At 42.9% G+C, this 17,783-nt stretch carries 18 protein-coding genes; 12 read left to right on the plus strand and 6 right to left on the minus strand.

Going from position 1 to position 17,783, the window contains the following annotated elements; all coding sequences use genetic code 11:
• Nucleotides 1-49: 49 nt before the first annotated feature.
• Nucleotides 50-1,861, plus strand: a complete 1,812-nt coding sequence (locus F6K49_RS03560) for a hypothetical protein (protein ID WP_293065674.1) — start codon at nt 50-52, stop codon at nt 1,859-1,861.
• A gap of 266 nt (nt 1,862-2,127) precedes the next feature.
• Complete coding sequence (locus tag F6K49_RS03565) at nt 2,128-3,630, plus strand: DUF1802 family protein (RefSeq protein ID WP_293094236.1); 1,503 nt, start codon at nt 2,128-2,130, stop codon at nt 3,628-3,630.
• On the opposite strand, the gene F6K49_RS03570 is transcribed toward F6K49_RS03565, so the two are convergent.
• Nucleotides 3,631-3,771 (minus strand): hypothetical protein, encoded by a 141-nt coding sequence (locus tag F6K49_RS03570; protein ID WP_293094239.1) that lies wholly within the window; start codon nt 3,769-3,771, stop codon nt 3,631-3,633.
• A gap of 244 nt (nt 3,772-4,015) precedes the next feature.
• Here F6K49_RS03570 and F6K49_RS03575 point away from each other — a divergent pair, with 244 nt between their 5' ends.
• Both F6K49_RS03575 and F6K49_RS03580 read left to right on the plus strand, forming a co-directional pair.
• Entirely contained in the window at nt 4,016-4,351 is a 336-nt protein-coding gene (locus F6K49_RS03575; RefSeq protein ID WP_293094242.1) for a XisI protein, read from the plus strand.
• 698 nt (nt 4,352-5,049) lie between these two features.
• On the plus strand, nt 5,050-6,102 hold the full coding sequence (locus F6K49_RS03580; protein WP_293094245.1) for a hypothetical protein: 1,053 nt from the start codon (nt 5,050-5,052) through the stop codon (nt 6,100-6,102).
• A gap of 320 nt (nt 6,103-6,422) precedes the next feature.
• Here the strand turns inward: F6K49_RS03580 and fabD are convergent, their stop codons facing one another.
• The 3 genes from fabD to iscB form a co-directional block, all read right to left on the minus strand.
• Nucleotides 6,423-7,319 (minus strand): ACP S-malonyltransferase, encoded by an 897-nt coding sequence (fabD, locus tag F6K49_RS03585; RefSeq protein ID WP_293094248.1) that lies wholly within the window; start codon nt 7,317-7,319, stop codon nt 6,423-6,425.
• 328 nt (nt 7,320-7,647) lie between these two features.
• Entirely contained in the window at nt 7,648-9,363 is a 1,716-nt protein-coding gene (locus F6K49_RS03590) for a VWA domain-containing protein (RefSeq protein WP_293094252.1), read from the minus strand.
• A 365-nt stretch (nt 9,364-9,728) separates the two neighbouring features.
• On the minus strand, nt 9,729-11,003 hold the full coding sequence (gene iscB, locus F6K49_RS03595) for an RNA-guided endonuclease IscB (RefSeq protein ID WP_293094256.1): 1,275 nt from the start codon (nt 11,001-11,003) through the stop codon (nt 9,729-9,731).
• A 311-nt stretch (nt 11,004-11,314) separates the two neighbouring features.
• Between iscB and upp the strand changes: the two genes are divergently transcribed.
• The 7 genes from upp (at nt 11,315) to F6K49_RS03630 (ending at nt 16,030) form a co-directional block, all read left to right on the plus strand.
• Nucleotides 11,315-11,950, plus strand: coding sequence for a uracil phosphoribosyltransferase (upp, locus tag F6K49_RS03600; protein ID WP_293070453.1), 636 nt, complete (start codon nt 11,315-11,317; stop codon nt 11,948-11,950).
• A 710-nt stretch (nt 11,951-12,660) separates the two neighbouring features.
• Nucleotides 12,661-13,746, plus strand: coding sequence for a filamentous hemagglutinin N-terminal domain-containing protein (locus F6K49_RS03605; RefSeq protein WP_293094381.1), 1,086 nt, complete (start codon nt 12,661-12,663; stop codon nt 13,744-13,746).
• A 476-nt stretch (nt 13,747-14,222) separates the two neighbouring features.
• Nucleotides 14,223-14,504 (plus strand): hypothetical protein, encoded by a 282-nt coding sequence (locus tag F6K49_RS03610; protein WP_293094259.1) that lies wholly within the window; start codon nt 14,223-14,225, stop codon nt 14,502-14,504.
• Nucleotides 14,450-14,767, plus strand: coding sequence for a tetratricopeptide repeat protein (locus F6K49_RS03615; protein ID WP_293094262.1), 318 nt, complete (start codon nt 14,450-14,452; stop codon nt 14,765-14,767). Before F6K49_RS03610 ends, F6K49_RS03615 begins: the two co-directional genes overlap by 55 nt.
• Nucleotides 14,768-14,866: 99 nt before the next feature.
• Nucleotides 14,867-15,088 carry a tetratricopeptide repeat protein gene (locus tag F6K49_RS03620; RefSeq protein ID WP_229415528.1) on the plus strand — a complete coding sequence of 74 codons (222 nt, stop codon included), beginning with the start codon at nt 14,867-14,869 and terminating at the stop codon, nt 15,086-15,088.
• Between the two features lie 170 nt (nt 15,089-15,258).
• On the plus strand, nt 15,259-15,504 hold the full coding sequence (locus tag F6K49_RS03625) for a hypothetical protein (protein ID WP_293094270.1): 246 nt from the start codon (nt 15,259-15,261) through the stop codon (nt 15,502-15,504).
• Nucleotides 15,488-16,030: a CHAT domain-containing protein gene (locus tag F6K49_RS03630; protein ID WP_293094273.1), complete on the plus strand. Its 543-nt coding sequence runs from the start codon at nt 15,488-15,490 to the stop codon at nt 16,028-16,030. The genes F6K49_RS03625 and F6K49_RS03630 overlap by 17 nt, the downstream gene beginning before the upstream one ends.
• Here the strand turns inward: F6K49_RS03630 and F6K49_RS03635 are convergent.
• A complete protein-coding gene (locus tag F6K49_RS03635; protein ID WP_293094276.1) occupies nt 15,959-16,183 on the minus strand; it encodes a hypothetical protein in 225 nt (74 codons plus the stop codon). The genes F6K49_RS03630 and F6K49_RS03635 overlap by 72 nt on opposite strands.
• A gap of 153 nt (nt 16,184-16,336) precedes the next feature.
• Here F6K49_RS03635 and F6K49_RS03640 point away from each other — a divergent pair, with 153 nt between their 5' ends.
• Entirely contained in the window at nt 16,337-17,596 is a 1,260-nt protein-coding gene (locus tag F6K49_RS03640) for a glycosyltransferase family 1 protein (protein WP_293094279.1), read from the plus strand.
• On the opposite strand, the gene F6K49_RS03645 is transcribed toward F6K49_RS03640, so the two are convergent.
• Nucleotides 17,558-17,716, minus strand: a complete 159-nt coding sequence (locus F6K49_RS03645) for a hypothetical protein (protein WP_293019877.1) — start codon at nt 17,714-17,716, stop codon at nt 17,558-17,560. The two genes, F6K49_RS03640 and F6K49_RS03645, sit on opposite strands and share 39 nt — an antisense overlap.
• Nucleotides 17,717-17,783: the final 67 nt, after the last annotated feature.

Raw genomic sequence — 17,783 nt, forward strand, 5'->3', positions numbered from 1 at the left:
GTTGACTGTTTGTAGCGTTTCCTCACACCAAAATGACTAACAGTTGCTCATGAATAACAGTTCATCTCCCCTTGAACAACTCCAAAATATCATCAAAAAACAAAACCCTTTTAACAAAGAGCTAGTTGTCAAGAAGCAAAATGTATGGCAAAAAGCATTTCCTGACGTTCCTTCTATCAATGCTCATGCCTCCGACGCTGTTTTTAAGGCAGTTGAACAAGTGCGTACCGGGGAGCGTCACGTTATTGGCATTACCATCAAGGCGGAAAAAGGGTTAGGCAAAACTCATTTGCTCAGTAGGGTTCGCCATCAAATTCTTCAAGCTGAAGGCGGTGCTTGGTTTGTATACATGACTGATTACAATGACCTTAATCGGATCAAGCCGGAATTTTTGAAGACCCTGGCATTAAGTCTTAAGGAGGTTGGTAGCCAGGGGGTGACTCAGTGGCAAGAGTTAGGAACTGCTTTAGCCAATGAGGCGATGCAAAAAAATTACACATCTCAGCAGTTAGTCAATGTATTTCACAATGCCTTGGCTAAAAATCCTAAGCTAATTGATCAACTGACTGATAAAGTTCTTGAAATCAAGACCGACATCGACAATCCGGATCTGATCAGAGCGATTTTATGGACATTATCAAAGCAGCATGCTCCTTATGCTATTAAATGGCTGTCTGGGAAAAGTTTATCTCAGAAAAAAGCTGACGAGATGGATTTACCCAACGATTCGGAAGATGACAAAGACGCTTTTGATATAACTTGTCAAATTTTAGCTCTAATTAGTGATTACAATCCCTTGGTGGTATGTTTTGATCAATTAGATGGTATAGAATGTAATGATATAGGGTTTACCAGAGCACAAGTTATTGCTAGCTTAGCAACAGATTTATACAGTAGCCTTAAACGGGGTGTGCTTCTGACTGCTATGTATCCTGACACTTGGACACATCAAATCAGAGCATTACCTTTGGATGAGGCAGTTGTTGACAGAATAGGCGAGCGAGTAGTTGAGTTGAATTATCTCAACTCTGAGCAGATCATTGATTTAGTTTCCCTATGGTTAAAAGGGTTTTATGCTGAAAATAAACTGACTCCTCCTCAGCGGGTTTATCCCTTTACCGAAGAAACACTGAAAGAATTGGGGAAACAACGACCAACAGCAAGAAGGGTTCTGCAATGGTGTCAAACTAACTGGGGATTACCTAATGGTCAGCAAGTTTCATCCCATAGACCTCCTATAAATCCCGTTAGCTCTGCTTATAATAACGAGATCAAAAATATTGACAATATTGACAATGAAGAGTACATGGAGGATGACTCTCAACTAACTAACGCTATTAAGTTTGCTCTCAAGCAACTCATAGGACAGATAGTGGAAGGAGTCACAATCGAAAAAATTGAAGCTCCCGTTAAACCAAAAAATAAATACCTCGGCGTCAAGATAGTTGGTAAACAAGAAGGTAATACGGTCAAAATCGGACTAGCAGTGATCCAAGCATCTTTTGGAAACAGGGTAACGACTGGGTTATCTCATCTTGGGAATTATAAAAAATATGATCTGACCCGTGGTTGTTTAGTCCGCTCTAAACCGATAAGTCCAAATGCCAAGAAGGCTCAAGAGTCTTTGAATAACCTTAAGGCTCAAGGAGGAAAATCCGTAGCGTTGAAAACAGAGGAGGTTAAGCCTTTAATTGCGATTCGCGCTGTTTATGACAGTCGTGAAGACTATGAGTTGAGTGAAGAGCAGATTAAAGATTTTATCTCTAACACAAAGCTAGCTATAGATAACCGATTACTGCGAGAAATTTTGAGTGCTCCATCGGGACAAATTACTGAAGAGGCAGTGGATGAAGAGGCGTAAAGTTAAAGGATGATTAACTCAATGGATCTATATAGCAAAGGGAATAGGTAAAAGCGGATATGGAAATAGGGAGTAGGGAGTAGGGAAAAGGGAGTAGGGAGTAGGGAAAAGAAAACAAAATTATCACAGTTCCTACACAGATTCTTATAGATGGTTTAGTTTTAACTGCTAGAGTTAACAAGACTTACAAAGTTGACGATGCCAGGCAGGAATGAGATTGATTGATAGGAAGTGATATAGATATCTACTATTGAGTCAGTAAGATAATGAGTCAGCAAGATTTAATTCCAAGAGCTCTCCTTTTACCAGCACCAGATATCGAAGCCTTAATCCAAGGGCGAATGATTGCTGCTATCCCTCAGCTATTTATCAATCCAGGGCGGAAATTTGCCCTATATCCGTCTACACTATCAAGTAGTACACTATCAAGTAATAATCATACATCAAGTAATCCCCTGTCTCTTGAGCACTATTATCGCCCTAGTTTTAGAGAAATAGCCCAAAAAAGTCTAACGGCACTGAATTCTGAGACAGTTTTGATTAAGGCTTGGGCTAGGTGTGAACTTTGCCAACACCTGAATAAAACTGAATCCTTGGAGAGCTTATCACCGTTAACGGTATGGACAGCAGCAGGATTACAAGCAAGACTTGAGAAAAAACAGGGTATTTTCCTGGCTTACTTGCGGGTCTATCAGTTGCCTAAAGTGCTTGAAGTAGCTATAAATAATACTAGTCAGCCCCTTGGGAAGTTTGTTAGTTTAGGTGATAATATTAGGGTTAGTGACGATTGGCCAGTATTAAGCGATCGCATTTTCAGCCAACGGCGACACCAGCTAGAAAATCGACTCCCGCCACTGTATCCGGAATTGGAAGAATTACAGAGTCAAATCGCTAACCTGGCGATTACTAACCCAGCGGCTGAAGCCCTTGACGAAGAGATCAAAAAATTTATAGGCTGGAGTAGCAACAAGCAGTTAACCTCATCTAATCCAGATTTAGCTTGGATAAATACCATAGCAGCATTGGGAAATCGCAGCAAAGAGTTGGATCAAGGTAAAACTAATTATCAAGCTGGAACAGATTTTGAAAATATTGTTCGTGATAGCCTTAAGTTTCTGGGATTTACCATCGACCATGCTCACAAAGGTGGTGCTGGTGGTTTAGATTTATTCTGTTCAAAACCTTATCCTTTGGTGGGTGAGTGCAAGGCTGGGAAAAAAATTCCTAACGATACGGCAGTACAACTGTTGAATTTAGGAACGTTACGTTTAAACAATCAAGAACTACTTAAGAAAACTGCTAAGTTAATTATTGGCCCTGGTGAGCCGACTAAACAACTTATGGATGCAGCTATTGTACATGGTATGGCAATTATTAATCCTGACACTCTTGAGAAGCTGGTGAAACTCCAAAGCCAGTATCCCAATTCCGTTGATTTAATTATACTAAAGAATTACTTGATAGCTGGTCAAGCTGATCAGGAAGTTGAAAAATATATTAATCATATTTCTGAAAAACTGAAATTGCGATCGCATATTGTCCAGCTGGTGAAAAAGCTAATTGACGATAGAGATAATCACACGGTGGGAGTAGAGATGATCTATGGAGCCTATAACTTCTCCAATCCACCCCAGTCCTTGACTCAGCCAGAACTACACGAAATATTGATTGAGCTTTCTTCTCCCTTAACTGGCTACTTGGGGCGAATCAAGGAAACGGATAGTAAAAGTGATTGCTTTTATTTCCTGCGGGACTTGCCCATGGATTAATTAGTGCTTGATTAGGATAGTTTTTTTTAATTTGGTGAGGTGCATTTTTTGAGGGAGCAGGGAGCAGGGAGCAGGGAACAGCGGATCTGGGAATAGGGAACAGCGGATCTGGGAACAGTTAAACAATAATGTGTACCTCATTAGGTTATAACCAGCTAGACAACCTGAGTTGGACATAACCAACTATCCTCCCATTGACCAGTCTCCAGTTATGAGTCATAATTCAGGTAAATATAGGAAAAATCTGCCGGTTTGTGTAAAATTTGTAAGTAAGTAATATTATATTGTTTTGAGATTTTTTCCAAGATAAAATTGCTCGAATTGCTATTGATAACAATCAGTTGAATTTGCTAATTTTTGATGCAGAAGGAGAAGAAATAGTCCAATGGATAGATTAGATGAGTATTCCAGATTAATTCGAGAAATTCTAGAGCGTTACGCTCGGATTAGTTACAGTCACGGCGATATCCAAAGTTATGCCATTACCGATACTCTAAACAATCATTTTCTGCTGATGGTTGTTGGCTGGGATGGCAAACGTCGAGTCCACGCCTGCATTACCCACGTTCAGATTATTGATGGAAAAATCTGGATTCAACGGGATGGTATCGAAGATGGCATCACAGAAGAATTGGTGGCCGCAGGGGTTCCCAAATCAGATATTGTGCTAGGCTTTCACCCACCAGAAGTTCGTCCCCATACTGGTTATGCGCTCGCGTAGCGTGACCATTCGCGTAGCGTGGCCTTTAGGCCAAGGTCAATCGCGTAGCGTGGCCAGAGGCCAATCGCTTTTTTCACTGGTTATCAGCCACGGGTTATTTCGGACTCTCATATCAATCCCCCTTCGTCTCATTTCAAGCAAAACTTTGCCCTCTCTGTAATCCCTTGCCCTGTCTTTAAAACAGATGAAGGGATTGAAATTTTACTAGTTGACAATTGAATAAATAAAATGCTATTATCAACGATAAATGACTTAATTTAATATCTATACTCTTGGAAAATAGCTAATTGAAAATACTGCTAGTTTTTCATAGTAAAACGGTATATAGTAATCAGATTTATCAAAAACTGAAATTGCGATTGGTCTACAGCCACGCTACGGGAACGCATTAGCTCATTGCTCAATGATAGTACATTTGTATTAAAGTGTTGCTCCCTAGCTCCTGTTTTCTAATCAGCATCCATTTTTTGTCTCAAAATTTTTAGCCAGTCAATTTTTATGCATTACTCTTGGGTTAGTAAGTAGTAAGGTAATCTCAACCATCTGCGCCCAAACTTAAGTCAATGTCAAGCCATCGGCACTTTCGAGAGTCTGCATCTTGACCCAAAGTTGCCCCTCAAGACTAAAATCATCTTGAGCGATTGACTTTTTGGCTCCTTGCCCCAATGGTGAAATTGTGAACCCCTTGATGAAGAGCAATGAGTGAATCTGAAAACCCCAATAACCTTCCCCTTCCTGAGTCTACTACCGAAATGGATAACCAGGATACTAAGAAGCCAGATCAGCAGCAGACCGACCATAACCCAAAAATGCTCAGCTTCGCACCAGTACCTGATGATTTCACCATAGTATCTGATGATATAGATAATCTTATTGAACAGTCAATACTAGAACAGACTATAGAATCTCTCCTTACCACCATGGCATCATCAGTTACAGAAGCCGATAATGATGGCACTGATGATACTGATAACACTGATATTGACACTGAGATAGCTGATGTTTCTGAGGAACAGTTAGCCAAGGATGGTGAATGGTTTGCCTTAGCCCAAAAACTGCGCTTGGACAATCATCGCTTACAGCAGCAAGTGACCCAGCTGCAGCAAGCACTCCAGGAAAAACAGCAGGAGTTAAACGGACAAGCTAAGCAATTGCGAGAGTACGACAAACTCCTGTCCACAAAAGATCTGGAACTCAATACAGTTCAAGACCAATTAACCCCATTTTCTAATGACCAAGAAAACCTCAGGAATCGCTTTGGTTGTGAGCACCAAGTGTTACCGATGGTACGGGTAAAAGAAGCAGATGGTAGTCCCAGTGATGCTGGAATTGCTTTGCTGCGAGAGATGGTCTTAGCCAGAGCCTTCCCAAATGTAGAGCCAGAGCAACGGCTCAGTTTAATTACAAAAGTGTTTGATACCCCACAGACATTGGATCGGCTGTGTCTAGTCAGTGGGGGTCATGTCAGGAACTTGCTGGTGCTGCTCCGTAACTGCCTCAAAAAAGATGAGCTGCCTTTATCTCGTAACTTGGTAGAAAGGGTGATTAGTCAGCGTCGCAATGAATTGAGCAGGGCAATTACACCGGATGAGTGGCAATTGCTCAGACATGTGGCTGAACACAAAACTGTCAGGGGTGAGGAGGAATACCAAATCCTGTTGAAGAGTTTGTTTGTGTTTGAGTATTGTAATGGTCACGGATGTTGGTATGATATCAATCCGGTGTTAGCTGATGCCAAAGAGTTGAATTGAAACTAGACTTCGCGGCAGTTGTAGGGAACAGGGAACAGGGAACAGGGAACAGGGAACAGGGAACAGGGAACAGGGAACAGGNCCCAGCCCCCCATCTCCCCACCTCCCCATCTCCCCATCCCCCCATCTCCCCACCTCCCCATCTCCCCATCTCCCCCTCTCCCCATCTCCCCATCTCCCCATCTCCCCATCTCCCCATCTCCCGACACTTGCCATATCTAAACTCTGATAACTATTGGGGGGATTCCATCAAAGCGGCGCGTCAAAGAGCAGCGCGCCGCCATCCAAAACCTGAATCAGATTGAGCTTAGGGCTTCGAGTTAGCCTACTGCTAAGCATTGCTGCAGATCAGCAATGCTATTAACGTTTTCTAAAATTAACTCGGGACACATCCGTTTAATTAAGCCAGTCAGCACCTTACCTGGTCCGACTTCCACCACTTTCTCAATCCCTTCCACTGGTAGCCTCAGAGAAATTTCTCGCCATCGTACTGAACCAGTAATTTGAGACTGGAGTTGATGTTTTAAGGTAGCTGCCTCGACCGTGGGTACAGGGTCCACATTCGATAATACTGGTACCTGGGCGTCAGCAAAGGGGACAGACAGCAAGAGTTCCTGGAACTGAGCCGCTGCTTGAGCCATTAAGGGAGAATGAAAGGCACCGGACACTTTTAGAGGAACAGCCCGTTTCACTTTAATCTGACTCAGCAAATCCTGAACTGCTGTTGGTTTACCTGAAATTACCACTTGAGCAGGACTGTTATCATTAGCAATAACAACATCCTGTATCTGCTGGATTTTTTCTTCAAGTTCTGGGCGTTTGAAGCCAATCAGAGCAACCATCATGCCATCAGAAGCACTATCCATCAATTTAGCCCGATGTTGGACTAGGCGTAGCCCTGCCTCAAAGTTAAATACTTTGGCAGTGTAGAGGGCAACATATTCTCCCAAGCTGTGACCCGCTACTAGATTGGGTCGTTCCCCTTGTTCCATGAGCAGATCAGCCAGGATACTCTCAACTACGTATAAGGCAGGTTGAGTGTAGAGGGTTTGAGATAACTGATCGGACTCCCCTTGACAAATATCTAGGACAGACCAGCCTAAAATTTCCTCAGCTTGCTTAAACTTAACCTTTGCAGACGGCAGGTCTAATAAGTCCACTCCCATACCTGGTACCTGGGAACCTTGCCCAGGAAACACCCATGCAGTCTTTATCATTTATTTATTATTTATTGGTCCTCAAGAATCAATTATCTGCTATTGCTGTACGATTTGGTGGTCTTATCGGTTTCAATTATGTCATATGCGCTGATTGCTGAGTGCTTACTCCTGAGTGTTGTTTTTGTTTACCGTCATTTATCCCCTGCATTGCTGAATCTTCGAATGAATATGAGTGGGGTGGGCATCCTGCCTGCCAGCAGATTGTAATGGGCAAGATGCCCATTACACCCAGATGCCCATTCCACAAAACTATTCAAATCATTCCATTATTAAGCAACGCCCTATAATTTAGAGTAAATTATTATCAATTAATCCGTCATATTTTTTAAAACTCCAGTTTTAAATCTGCCATTACTTTAAGAATAGTTGATGGATCCCCTTGACGGTAGTATCCCCAATTAAATTCAGCAATTTGTTCTAGTACTTTGGGCTTAAAGTCTCCTTCGTTACCGTAACCAACAGTGAAAAAGGCAATTCGCTTCTCGCTGGAAAAGCCACTTTTTTCCAGTTCTTGAGACAGTTGCTCAAGACGAAGCTTAGAATCAGAATCTTCGCTATCGGTCAAAATTACTACAGCATTAATGGCACCCTCTCGGAAATTGTTTTGTAACCAGTTACGGGCTTCCAGGGCAGCATCATATAACCGATTACCCCCCTCAGGGTTGAGATTAACAATAAACGCCATAGCGCGATCGCGTCCTTGAGGGCTGCTATCTACCAATACTGGTGGACGAATCTCGGAATCAAAATCAATCAGGGCAATTTGCTCTGTTGGTCCTAAACTCTCGATGTATGCGCGCAAGGTCTTTTGAACCGCTGCTAATTTATTCCCCGACATAGAACCGGAAGAGTTTACCAGCACCACCACTTGTGAGGGTTTTTTGGCAAATTCCTGCCAGGACTTGAGCATTGCTGCCACTACCTCTGGTTGAGGGGAACTCAGGGAATCGTATTTGGCCTTGGAGTCAACACCGAATTGAGCAGAAAACTTGGCACCTAATGGCACTTCTGGTACACCTGGTCTTAAACCAAGTTCTGTGGCAATTTTTTGCACAACAGGCGATCGCAAATAGTCAATCACCTGTTGTGCCGCAGCCTTTTCCTGCCTACTCACCCAAGGAGCGTTGGGTAAAATTGCTCGCATATTGGAGGTAAAGGTGGCCTGGGGATACACTGCCTCATAGCGGCTTTGCCCAGCTTGCTGATTGGAATTTGCAGCAATCACCGAAGACTCGTACACTGAAGCAATCGATGCCCACAAGGAACCATTCTTTACCATGTCCTTTGCCAAGGAACTGGTAGAGACACCATAGCGAATCACTTTACTTTGTATGGCTTGGATCTGTTTCTGATAACGCTGCACATCTGCTACTGTCAATTGTTCTGGTTCTTTAGCAGATACACTGGCAAATTGAGCCACTAAGGTTTGTAAACCAGAATTGGAGCCAGTAGGAGCAGTGTGGACAAGGTGAATGGGCAATCGAGGGCTATTGGGATCCAGTTCTTGGTGGGTTTTGGTATTCACCAAGGCTTTGTACAAATCCGGTTGCTGGCGTAATCCATCGGCTAATTCTGCGGATGTCATAAATACCATGGGGCTATGGGCTAACAACGGCGCATCGGTAATTTCTCCAATGTAATCTTTCCCTGGAAAAATCTGATTGATCTGATCGATTAACTGACGATGATAGATTTCCCCATCCACGGAAACTAAGGTAGGAAATTCTGGCGCATTACGCTTAAGGCTACGGGATTTGAGTTGTTGCGCCAGGGATGTCAGACTAGTTACCACATCGCTACTACTTTTAGTGTCGCAGCTGAGAAAGAACCCCTTGCCATTGTCTAATTTGGGCTGTTGTTGGTTAAATTGCTCCGCTGCTTGCTCGCAGAATTGCCCTAAGGCGCTACCGACTAAGAATTTGACCTCAAAGCTTTGCTGGGTTAGACGGTTGGGTTTTCCCGTGCAAGCTCCTAGAAAAAGAATACCCAACGCAGTGCTCAGGTAAGTTAGGCGCTGATAACTCAATAATTTAGTATTCATAATATCGAATTTTTATTTGAGATGTAAACATAGGATTGATTAAAAAAGGGAACAGGGAATAGGGAATAGGGAACAGCAGGAAAGAGGGATGCCAGGATTTTTTTGTGTTATGATAAATCAGCATTTTGGTTCATGATATATTTGGAAATGCTATCTTATTATTGATGTTGTGATAATTAATGTGCTAATCACACTTTATATACAAATTAGCCATATACAAATTAGCCACGCCACCGGTCATTTTTGAAATAGTATCATCAGTAAATTGGGGTTGGTAAGGGAAGAAACGGATACCCCTGTCATTTATGTATGGGGAGGAGTTTATCCCCTTACACAAACAGCAGCTTGACACAGCTTCTTTTGCTTTAAAAGCTGTACGAGTATCCATCTTTATTGTGTACAGTGCTGCAATACTTGTGACTGATTCCTTGAAGTAGTCCATTTTTTGTTGAGATATTGAATGAACCAGTCTGGCGAATAGCTACCCGCCCCGTATAGGTTCCAATTTTATTACCTTTAGTGACAATAGCCTTGACAATATCTCCGGTTTGAAAGCCTTTGACAAATTTTAATCTGGTCACATAACGACTGGGAAATCCAAACTTATCTGTCCGACACATTTGACGAGTTCCATGTCCCTTAGCTGTAATTAACAGAGGTTGAAAATCTTCAATATGCAAGTTATCAACTTGGCCTACATTGGCAGCATCTAACCAATGAGTTTTAGGGAGGTTTTGACGACATCGATTGTACTTGGTTAACCCACCACTACCTGTTTCAATTGGTAGTCCAGTGGACTTAAGTTCCTCATAAAGCTTCCATCTGGTTGAGTTAACCGCTGCTGCATCGGCTAAAGGCTTTTTCCCCTGAGCCAAAACTCGCTTTAGGATACTGGGTTTACCCGACAAAAATTGTTCGATTTCCTGAGCTCCTTTAGTCTGATTGCATTTATAACAAGCAATTGCCAGGTTGCTTACCCGGTTAGAGCCTCCCTTAGCTAATGGCTTAATATGCTCTATTTCTAAACGAGTGTTAGCCGCCCCACAGTAAGCACATTTACGGTTCCACTTTTCAAGTAAATACTCCCGCAGTTCATACCCGTACAATGTGCCTTGTTGATACTCAACACTAGATATCTCAGGGTTCTCCATTTTCTGAGTATCAAAACGGACTAACTCTTGAGAAATGCCGGTTATTGGGCATAATTTTATGAGTTTTTTAGTCCAAGTCAAGATGTTGTGAACTCGTGACATTAAGCTGGGAGCCAACCAACCTTCAGGACGTTTACGATTAAGGAATCTGGGCTTGCGATATCGAGTTTTCCGGTTACGCCGAGACCGCCTTAACTGTCTGCGAGAAGTAAGGGCATCTTTGATTTGAAACCCCCGGTGAGTTAATTCAGCACCCCAAATGACTTGATTATCCTGGACAATGGCTAAGCCGGTAGTCTTGGCACCGGGGTCTATTTTGAGTTGATGTTTGTGGGTTACACAGTTTTTGACCTCCTTTTCTTGGATAATGATTGTAAACGGGTATCTTTTTATAACTCTTGCTTTCCCCTGTTTGAGTAGAATTCTAGCTCTAGCAGGCTTACAAGGGTCTAATGGTTTTCTGTTTTTGTCGAGTACGAATACGCGCATAATTACGTTTACTCCTATTGCTAGGGTTAAGTTCGCTTAGCCAAAGTTATCAGCCGGTACTTTCCAGATTGCACTTCCTTAGCCTGATACAGATGTTTAACAACCCGGTTCTAGAGCTTGAGACTAGCGACGCATCTCAAGGTAGGAATTTGAACACTTACTGATAACGGAGTCCACTTGGGACAAAAGCTGGTCAGGTATTGAGGCTACAAGCCCCCAGATTTAATCCGTGGGGTTTGCGCTACTCCCAGGTTCCTGACATTCTGTTAAAGTCAAATAGGTCGCCACCAATCACTGATGATCAATCACTAATGATCAATAATGTTAAAGTAATTTACCATCCCCTTGTGCAGCATAAGTTAAGCCTGATGCGTCAGGCTGGAACGAGTACTGCCAAATTTCGTAAACTCCTTAAAGAAGTTGGGTTATTGTTGGCATACGAGGTAACACGGGATTTGCCCCTGAAGTATGAACCAATCAATACACCAATCTCGCCGATGCTAGCTCCGATGCTGGCTTCAGAAAAGAAGATGGTGATTGTCTCGATTATGCGAGCTGGACAGGGTCTGTTAGATGGTATTCTAGAACTAATCCCATCCTCTCGTGTCGGTCATATCGGTTTGTATCGTGACCCCCATACCTTTGTGCCCATCGAATATTATTTCAAACTCCCCGATGATATGACTCAGCGAGATGTGTTGGTGGTTGATCCGATGTTAGCTACAGGTAATACTGCCGTTGCTGCTGTTGACCGACTCAAGGAAGTTAGCCCGAAGTCAATTAAGTTTCTTTGCTTATTAGCAGCACAGCAAGGGCTTGACTATTTCCAACAGCAACATCCAGATGTAGTGATTTACACGGCGGCTATTGATCAAGAATTAGATCACCATGGCTATATTGTTCCAGGACTTGGGGATGCAGGCGATCGCTTGTATGGTACGAAGTAATCTAATATAGCGCTACGCGCAAGGGCAAGAGGCAACAGGCAACAGGCAACAGGCAACAGGCAACAGGCAACAGGCAAAAGGCAACAGGCAAAAGGCAAAAGGCAAAAGGCAAAAGTTTGGTATAACAGCTTTGGCAGCTTGTATCAATGTCAAACACCTTAATGGGTAGTGCTATAATCTCGAACTATTAAATTCTCCTGTTTGCGTAGCGTGGCCATAGATTGTAGGGTGGGCAAAGACAGTTTGGTTCAAATGAGTATTAATGATGAGATGACTTTGCCCACCCTACTTTAGCTACTTTAGCTGACAGCTGAACGCGCACGCGTGCGCGTTCAGCTGACGGCTGACGATTTGTGAGTTGAACCATCGCTGATGGGAAAAATAACCATATCCCACTCAAACCGAAGTTACATCAGCCACCAGGGTCAAGTTGATGAATCAAACGTAAGTATTCAGCTATCAGCTATCAGCTATCAGCTATCAGCTAATTCATCCCAGGTTCGAAGCCTGTGCCACGAGTCATGGAATTTTCCCCAGACTTTCAGTTCTGATTAATCTGGAACTATTAAATTTTATCGTTCTAGGTTTATTTTAAGCTGACGGCTGACGGCTGACGGCTGAATGCTTACAATCAAACCATTCAGCGATGCTATTTACTCGGCCATATTTTAGTCTCTAGTATCCTCATCCCCAACATTGCTACCGCCCAAATCAGCAGTGATGGCACCTTATCTACCACCGTGACTAGTGATGATGGGGTGAATTTCTTGATTGAAAAAGGGGTACGCACTTGGGATCATCTATTTCATAGCTTCTCGGAATTTTCTGTACCCAGCAACGGGTCAGCCTTTTTTAACAATGCTGGGGATATTGTCAATATCTTTAGCCGTGTCACCGGAGGGAATATTTATAATATTGACGGCTTGATTCGCGCCAATGGTAACGCTAATTTATTCCTGATTAATCCAGCCGGAATTATCTTTGGGGAAAATGCTTCGTTGAATATAGGAGGTTCATTTTTGGCCACTACTGCCGAGAGTGTAGTATTTGGAGATGGGATTGAATTTAGTGCTACTGAACCAAACCAAGCGCCGTTATTAACGATTAATATTACTCCTGGTTTACAGATGGGAACAAATCCGGGAAATATTACAGTAGTTGGTCCAGGACATACCCTCAATGGCAGTATTTTTACTCCTTTTGATCGCAGTAATCTTGGATCCCAATTACAGGTTCAACCGGGCAATACCTTAGCCTTGGTAGGTCTCATTGAAAGTAGCTTGATCCAAGCCAATGCTAATCTAGGCAATGGTGGAGATATTACCATTACTACCCAAGGCTTATTTGTATTTCCTGATAGTGCCATTACCGCTAGTTCTGAGTTTGGGCTAGATGGCCTGATTACCATTAACAATCCTGACGCCGATCCCGCTAACGGCTTAATTGAATTACCAACAGAACTGCGCGATCGCACTCAACAAATCGCTAAAGGTTGCGGTTGGACTGCTACCAGTAGTTTTTATATTACCGGACGGGGTGGCATCCCCCAAGACCCTAGTGCTATGGTACCCGGTGGGCAAATTTTATCGGATGTGCGGGATATATCAGATCTATCCATAGTGCGCGCCATACCCGAAGCTGAAGATCGTAAAGCACACACTAATACCAAAGCACCGATAGTGGAAGCTAATGCTTGGATTATTAATGAGGAAGGTAATGTGGAATTAGTCGCTGTTGTCAACTCGAACCAGGCGCTCGATTTTCTGCGAGCAACTTGTGCGATTAAAGAGGATTAGATTTTCGGGTGGGCAAAGACAGTTTGGTTCCAATCAGTATTAATGATGAGATTACTTTGCCCACCCTACTTTAACCACCAAGGAGATTTTCGGGTGGGCAAAGACAGTTTGCTTGAAATCAGTATTAATGAGAGCGATTACTTTTTACTGGTAAGGTGGGCAAAGACAGTTTGGTTCCAATCAGTATTAATGATGAGATGACTTTGCCCACCCTACTTTAACTGCTAAGGTGGGCAAAGACAGTTTGGTTCCAATCAGTATTAATGATGAGATGACTTTGCCCACCCTACTTTAACTGCTAAGGTGGGCAAAAACAGTTTGGTTCCAATCAATATTAATGATTAGAGTATTTTGCCCACCCTACTTTAACTGATTACTGGTAAGGTGGGCAAAAACAGTTTGGTTCAAATGAGTATTAATGAGAGCGATTACTTTGCCCACCCTACTTTAATCATTAATCTATTACCAATAGAATCATGAAAACCATCCTAAATTTAGTCACTGTCGGATTACCCAGTTTATTGCTAGCACTGACAGCTACTCCTAGTTTAGCGATCGCATCCCCTCACCACTTCCAAGTCAGTATTGCTCCGACCTTGCAGGGGCAAGCTCCTCAGGCTAGCAGTAAACTTAGTAAAGTTAGTCAACTTAACCAAGGCAGAGCCTATTTCAACAGGGGACAATTTGCCCAAGCAGCGGAAATTTGGAAGCAGCCCAAGATTACGCAACTCGGGGTGACTCTCTCCATCAAGCCTTGAGTTTGAATTATCTATCCTTAGCTTACCAACACCTCAGTCAGTGGGACCTTGCCCAAACCGCTATTGAATCCAGCCTTAAGTTAGTCGAATCAGCTACCAGTAACAATCCTCTGCTGTGGGCGCAAATTCTTAATACCAAAGCCAGACTCCTTTTCCACACTGGACAAAACCAATCTGCCTTAGAAACATTTAAAAAAGCACAAACTTATAATCAAGGTGGAGATAAAATTGGTGCTTTGATTAGCAAAATTAACCAAGCTTAAGCCCTGCAAAGCTTAGGATTTTATAATCGTGCTAAACGTCTACTGGAAGAGATTAATCAACAATTAGCAACTACATAAAATTATGCCGTTAAAGTAGGAATGCTCAGAAGTTTAGGCATCGCTTTACAAGTGTTGGGGGATGTAAAAGCTACTAGAGAGGTACTCGAAGAAAGCTTATCTATTGCTCAGGGTCTGGAAGCCACTAACCAATTAGGCATTATCCTGTTGAGTTTAGGCAATACAGCCCTTGATGCTGGAGATAATTCAGTAGCATTAGATTACTTTAAACGGGCAGAAAGTGCGAGTACTAATCCAGAATAAAAATTTAAAACTCGCCTCAACCAACTACGCCTTTATGTCCAATTGCCGCCTATACGGAAGCAGTCAAAGACTTAAAAACTTTGCGTGGTGATTTGGTTTCCATTAATCCAGATATCCAGTTTTCCTTCCGAAAAAGCGTTGAACCAGTATACCGAGAACTGGTATAATTGTTGCTAGAAGGTAATCCTAGTCAAGAGTATCTAAAAAAAGCACGCCAGGTCATTGAGGATTTACAATTAGCAGAATTGGATAACTTTTTCCGGCAAGCTTGTTTAGATGCTAATGTTGCCCAAATTGATCAGATTGACAGGTCAGCAACGGTAATTTACCCGATTATTTTGCCAGAACGTTTAGCTGTGATTGTCTCCGCCCCCGGTAAACCGATTGGCTATTACAGGGGTGAAGCAGGAAATTGAGCAAATTGCTAAAAAGTTGAACCCAGACTCAGTCATGCTCAATCAAGACTTCACTAGCGATAGAGTTTCCCAGGAAATAACCACTAAAACCTCCAATGTGATACACTTAGCTACTCATGGTCAGTTTAGCTCCAAAGCTGAGGAGACGTTTATACTAACCTGGGAAAATAAAATTAATGTCAAAGAATTAGAGCAACTGCTGCGTACTCAAGAATTGTTGGGAGAAGACCAAATTGATTTACTGGTTCTGAGTGCTTGTCAAACTGCTAAAGGGGACGATCAAGCGATGTTAGGGTTAGCGGGTTTTGCGATTAAATCGGGAGCGCGTTCTACCTTAGGGACATTGTGGAAAGTGCGTGATGATTCCACTGCTATATTCATGAACAAGTTTTACGAATACCTAAAACAGCCAGAAATCACCAAAGCAGAAGCTGTCAGGAAAGCCCAACTAGATTTAATTGGAGATGCCAAGTTTAACGAACCTTTGTTTTGGGCACCTTTTATTCTGGTCGGTAATTGGTTGTGAAGGGAGTAGGGAGTAGGGAGTAGGGAGTAGGGAGTAGGGAGTAGGGAGTAGGGAGTAGGGAGTAGGGAGTAGGGAATCGGGAATCGGGAATCGGGAATCGGGAATCGGGAACATAAAGGTGTTGATAAACGTTAATTTTATTAAAATAGTCAACAAAAATTATAGCGTTTATCGCACTTATGATGTAAAGTATTTGTTTTGAGGATAATTACCTTAAAAGGATAATTACTATTGCCTTATATAGAATTTCAAAATAGCTCATTCTTAATTCTTAATTCTTAATTCTTAATTCTTAATTCTTTTTTTATGAGCCAATTGTTGGTCAATCTCTCGATTCTATTTTCCCAACCTACGGGTATTGCTAACTATGCCGCTAATCTTTTTCCTTATTTAAAAGCTCTCGACCCTACCTTACTAATTTCTTCCACTGCGTCTAGCCGTTTCTGTAGTGCTACTACCTACACTTGCTACCCAATTCCAGGGAATTTAAGCCCTGAACAAGGCACGAAAGGACATTTTCGTCGTCTGTTGTGGACTCAGTTTCAACTGCCGCGAATTTATAAAAAATTGCGAACGGATCTTTTGTTTTCTCCTGTTCCAGAAGCTCCCCTGTTCACCAATTGCCGCTATGTGGTAATGGTTCATGATTTGATTGGGTTACGGTTTCCCCAGGGTTTCTCACCCTTAACTACCTACCAACGCTACTATATCCCCCAAGTTCTTGCTCAAGCAGAACACATCATCTGTAACTCTCGGGCTACTGCTAGAGACCTTACTGACTTCTTCAAGATTCCAGCCGCAAAAATTACCCCGGTCTTACTGGCTTACGATGCCAATCAATATTATTATCAGGACTTACGCAAGTGCCCCCTAAATCCCCCAATTCTGGGGGACTTTGACATCATTACCCCCCAGAATTGGGGGGCAGGGGGGCAAAACCAACTAAATTTCGTAAGTCCTAATTATCTGGATACAGTAGATGGGGAAAAAGATGGGGAAAACCGGGAAAATTGTCCCTATTTTCTCTACATCGGACGCCCAGACCCCCACAAAAACCTCCATCGGCTGATTGAGGCTTTCGCTGCTCTACCCAATTGCAAGGACTACCAACTCTGGATTGCTGGCGCAACGGATAAACGCTACACACCATTGCTGGAAGCCCAAGCGGAGGAACTGGATATATCCAGTCAGGTCAAATTCCTGGGATATGTTCCTCAGCAACAATTACCGACCATGATTAGACATGCGATCGCATTTGTATTCCCCAGTCTTTGGGAAGGCTTCGGTATCCCTGTATTAGAGGCAATGGCTTGCGGTACTCCCGTAATTACAGCCAATCTCTCCTCCTTACCCGAAGTAGCTGGAGATGCCGCTATATTAATCAATCCTTACAACCCTGAGGAAATCACAGCAGCCATGGCAGCAGTAGCAACCGATGCTCAAATGCGATCGCATCTTCGCCAATCAGGTCTTGCTAGAGCCAGTGAATTTAGTTGGCAAAAAACTGGGCAAGCTACGGTAGAGATTCTAACTCATATAGCAAAGGGAATAGGGAACAGGGAATAGGGAACAGGGAACAGGGAACAGGGAACAGGGAACAGGGAACAGGGAACAGGGAACAGGGAACAGGGAACAGGTTAACTGGTTACAGGTTAACTGGTTATTAAACCTTGGCCAAAAGGCCACGCAATCGCGTTCAACCTCTTAAACCTTGGCCTTGGCCTTTGGCCACGCTACGCGAATGGCGACGCAA

This window comes from Moorena sp. SIO3I6 (assembly GCF_010672095.1).